This is a genomic window from Variovorax sp. P4_D9 (genome assembly GCF_056401695.1).
The window spans coordinates 1-3,670 of record NZ_JBFUIU010000855.1 but is presented as its reverse complement, the minus strand read 5'-3'; the positions used below and the strand labels follow the sequence as shown (position 1 = coordinate 3,670).

The window sequence follows — 3,670 nt, the reverse complement described above, 5'->3', positions numbered from 1 at the left end:
CCTTATTGTTCTGGCGCTCCTTTATCACTCGTTGCGACGAAAGGCAGTGCGGGTCGAGGCGAAGCGCCGGGTCGAGGCTGCGCGCCTGCGCTCGGGATATGTCCCGCTCGACGTGACGATGATGATTCCGACCACAACCCTTCCCGAATGGGCTACCCAGGATGAGACCGCAACGACGGTCGACGAGACGCCGCGCATGCGGATTCGCTACATCGACGTGAACGGCAAGAAGGTGCATAACGTGCTGCTGCAGGTACAGCGCCTCGACGTGGAGAAGGAGCTGATCGTCGGCCACACCAAACCGGGCGACGTGCGCGTGATCTTCCTGCACCAGGTGTTGACCGCGCGCAGCGCTGAGACTGGTCAGCCATTCAACCTCGACACATGGCTTGAGGCCGTTCGCATCGCGCGCCGGCGCCGGGCCTGACGCACTAATCCCAGTGGCACCGACTGGGCATGCTTACCTGGCCGGCCGCCTCCCGATCGCGGATCCTCCAGCCCCGAGACCGGAGCGCGACTCGCCAACAGTTATGCAAGCTAGCAGGAAGGTCTGCTCCTGGCCGCATGCGGGCTATCAGTTGTCAAGTCCGCCTCGGCCTTCCATGCGAGCGAGCATTGCGCCGGACGCTCACGCGGCCCTCAGCGCTTGTGCACTGGGATGAGCTGTCGCCGTGAAGCCTGCGGCCAACACCTTGACCATGCTAGGCGGTGTCACGACCTTGACCTCTTGGTGAGCCGAGACCTCAGGGCCGGCCGTATAGCCGTCGAAAGACCAGCGAAGAAGCCTGTCCCCCGGTGTGACAAGGAAGAACGCATCATCGTCAAGCAAGCGAACCAGCACGCCAGCTGGCAGGTTCGAAAGCTTCTCCGACCTGTACTTCAGGTTTAACCCGCGCTCCCTATCGAGCTCTTCGTCGATATAGGAGACCGATTTACCCGTCTTTTCACCTAGACCGGCGTCATTCCAGAAGTTCTTGAAAGCGCGAAGCTCTTCACGCATGCAATCGAAACATGGTCGGTGCCCTGCGGCCATCGCAGTTGGTGCGTCGAGGAAGAAGAGCTCGGTGTAGGAGTCGCGCATCGGGTCCATGGGGATGCGCTTTTCGAATATGACGTCCTTCGTGCAGTAAATCCACCGACGCTCCGAGGACCACTCTCTTCGGATGGTTCTGTCCTTGTTGTGAAGGTAGCCCCTGTTCCCCATCAAGGTCGCTGCCCTGGACGGCACTGCAAACAGGTGACCTGTCGGATTGACTCGGTTTTGAAGCGGCATGTAGGAGGTGCTCCTCGTTGGCCCAGCGCGAACTAGCGGACGTGACGCCGCGGTCATCGGGCCAAGTGTAGTTGCCGCGCGCGGTGGTCGAACCCCAAGCTTTCGCCAAATTGAACAATCGTGACGGAGTTCCGCTTTTGGTCTGAGTCGTTGGGTCTCGAGCCTCGCGCTTCCTCCTCGCTGGCGCCCGTCCACCCTCCATGAAGACGAGAACGACGACCCGGTCGGCTGCTTGCCAGCGCGCGACCCCCTCTAGGGTTTCTCAAGTCATGCCCCTCATCTGAAACTTCGACCCACGTTCTCCGCTTCGGCGTCGAGAACGCAGCGCCCCCTCGTGATGAGGACGGCTTTTCCCGTAGCTGGAGAGCGGATGGGAGCGGGTTTCGGCCCGTTCCCGACCACTCGAATGCTCTGAACCCTTGCGGCCACGGCGATATGTGGCGGGACAGGCATGACGACTCCTCACAAYGAGTTYATTCAGACGCACGCCATCGATGGCAGGTTGACACCAGAGCAGGCGGCGCAGCTCCTCGAGCTGCCCCAGGGCGATACCGGCGCTACCACGCTGGACAACGGAAGCAAGCCCGTGGCTTCCCCCGCGACAGTGACCCCGCTWCCAGGCGMGCAAGCYAACAACAACGAACCGAACACGAGCGCGCAGCAGMCCGCCGACCCRGACCCCGCCAAYGCGGTGATTCTGGCCAAGGACGGAAAGCACACGATCAGCTACGACAAGCTGGTCGAAGCGCGCGAAGGTGCACAGCACTGGAAGGCCCAGGCCGAAGCAGCGCAGCAGCAACTTGCAGCCCTTGAGGCTCAAGCGGCCCAACGCGCAGCAGYTGGCGCAGCGCCAACCCAGGTCGACAACCAAGTCGCAGCCGCGCAATCGGCCATCGACCAGGGCGTYGACCCGGAMATCTTCGGGGACTTCTCCGAAGAGGCGCTTTCCAAGGGCATTGCCAAGCTGGTGGATATGCGGGTGGCGGCTGCCGTCGCCGCATCGGTGGGTCAGGCGCTTGCGCCCCTGCAWCAAAAGCAGGCCACCGACGCGACCTCGGCGCACTACCAGGCGATCTACGAGAAGCACGCCGAYGCCGACTCCRTTGCCGAGAGCAAGGAGCTGGCGGACTGGATTGAGGCGCAGCCYAGTTTTGTCCGGGACGGTTATCGCAAGTGCTGGARAAGGGTGGGACCGCCCAGATCATCGAGTTGTTCGACTCGTTCAAGAAGGCAGCTGGACTGACTCCGGCRGCTGGTGGAKCGMCCGCTTCGGCGGACGTGAAGGCAGCAGCCMAAGCGGCCATCGCRAAYGCGCGMCCCGCGGTWCCGGCMAGCCTCACGGACATCCCGGGWGGCAGGCCGGTAGCAACGACGCAGTTTGAGGCGATGGGCCAGATGAGTGGCCCWGCGCTGCTYGAGGCMATGGAAAMCATGACCCMGGYACAGCGCGAGGCRTTTYTGAACAGGCRGGTCTRACCAACCYGCAARACGGCACCGCCGGGATGGCGGCGCCTTAGTCCCAACGAAGGAGCACCACCATGCCCGGTACCCAGACGCATGCCAATTWYGGCGACAAGACGAACATGATCGAGCAGGCAGTAGGCCTGTTCGCAACCCACAACCAGCGCAACTCGACGCTCGCRCGSCTCACCGGCSCMATGCCCAAGGGCACGKCCGGCGCKGTYGCCACGCTCAAGAAGCAGTCCASCCAGCACATGCCCATAGTGCGCTGCCAGGACTTGACCAAGGGCAACGGCGACGAAGTCTCGTTCCACCTGCTCAACCCGGTCGGCGCGAAGCCCATCATGGGTTCGAACTACGCTGAAGGCCGCGGCGTCGGCATGAAGCTGTCCGAGGCTCGCCTGCGCGTCAACCAGGCGCGTTTCCCCGTGGACCTCGGCGACGTCATGACCGGCATCCGGAGCCCGGCAGACTTCCGCATGCTGGGCCGCCCGGTCGCTCAGTCGTTGATGGACAAGTACGTGGACCAGTCGCTGCTCGTGCAGATGTGCGGCGCTCGCGGCTTCCACAACAACATCGAATGGGCGATCCCCACCGATGCGGATACCGACTTCGCTGCGATCATGGTCAACGCGGTGCGCGCGCCGACGAAGAATCGCCACTACATCGCCATGGCGGGCGGCATCAAGCCCTTCGCGGTCAACGCCGGCAACATCGACCTCGCGACTACGGCTCTGCTGAAGATGGACCAGATCGACGCGATCCGGACCACGATCGAGCAGATCCCGCTGCCGCCCCCGTGCGTGATCTTCGAAGGCGACGAGGCTGCCACCGACTCGCCGATCCGCGTGCTGCTGGTTTCGCCGGCTCAGTACAGCGGCTTCGCCACCGACCCGAACTTCCGCCAGTTCCAGGCCTCGGCCATGGCTCGCGCAA

Annotated in this window: 4 protein-coding genes; 3 read left to right on the top strand and 1 reads right to left on the bottom strand. The window is 63.5% G+C overall.

Annotation, left to right across the window (positions count from 1 at the left end; genetic code table 11):
• Positions 1-427: hypothetical protein (locus tag AC1DY5_RS46845; RefSeq protein ID WP_478121206.1), on the top strand; the 427-nt coding region annotated here is incomplete at its 5' end.
• A 201-nt stretch (positions 428-628) separates the two neighbouring features.
• On the opposite strand, the gene AC1DY5_RS46840 is transcribed toward AC1DY5_RS46845, so the two are convergent.
• Entirely contained in the window at positions 629-1,090 is a 462-nt protein-coding gene (locus tag AC1DY5_RS46840; protein WP_478121205.1) for a hypothetical protein, read from the bottom strand.
• Positions 1,091-1,877: 787 nt separating this feature from the next.
• Between AC1DY5_RS46840 and AC1DY5_RS46835 the strand changes: the two genes are divergently transcribed.
• Positions 1,878-2,516, top strand: a complete 639-nt coding sequence (locus AC1DY5_RS46835; protein ID WP_478121204.1) for a hypothetical protein — start codon at positions 1,878-1,880, stop codon at positions 2,514-2,516.
• A gap of 295 nt (positions 2,517-2,811) precedes the next feature.
• Positions 2,812-3,670 (top strand): phage capsid family protein (locus AC1DY5_RS46830; RefSeq protein ID WP_478121203.1); only part of this gene is annotated, 859 nt, incomplete at its 3' end.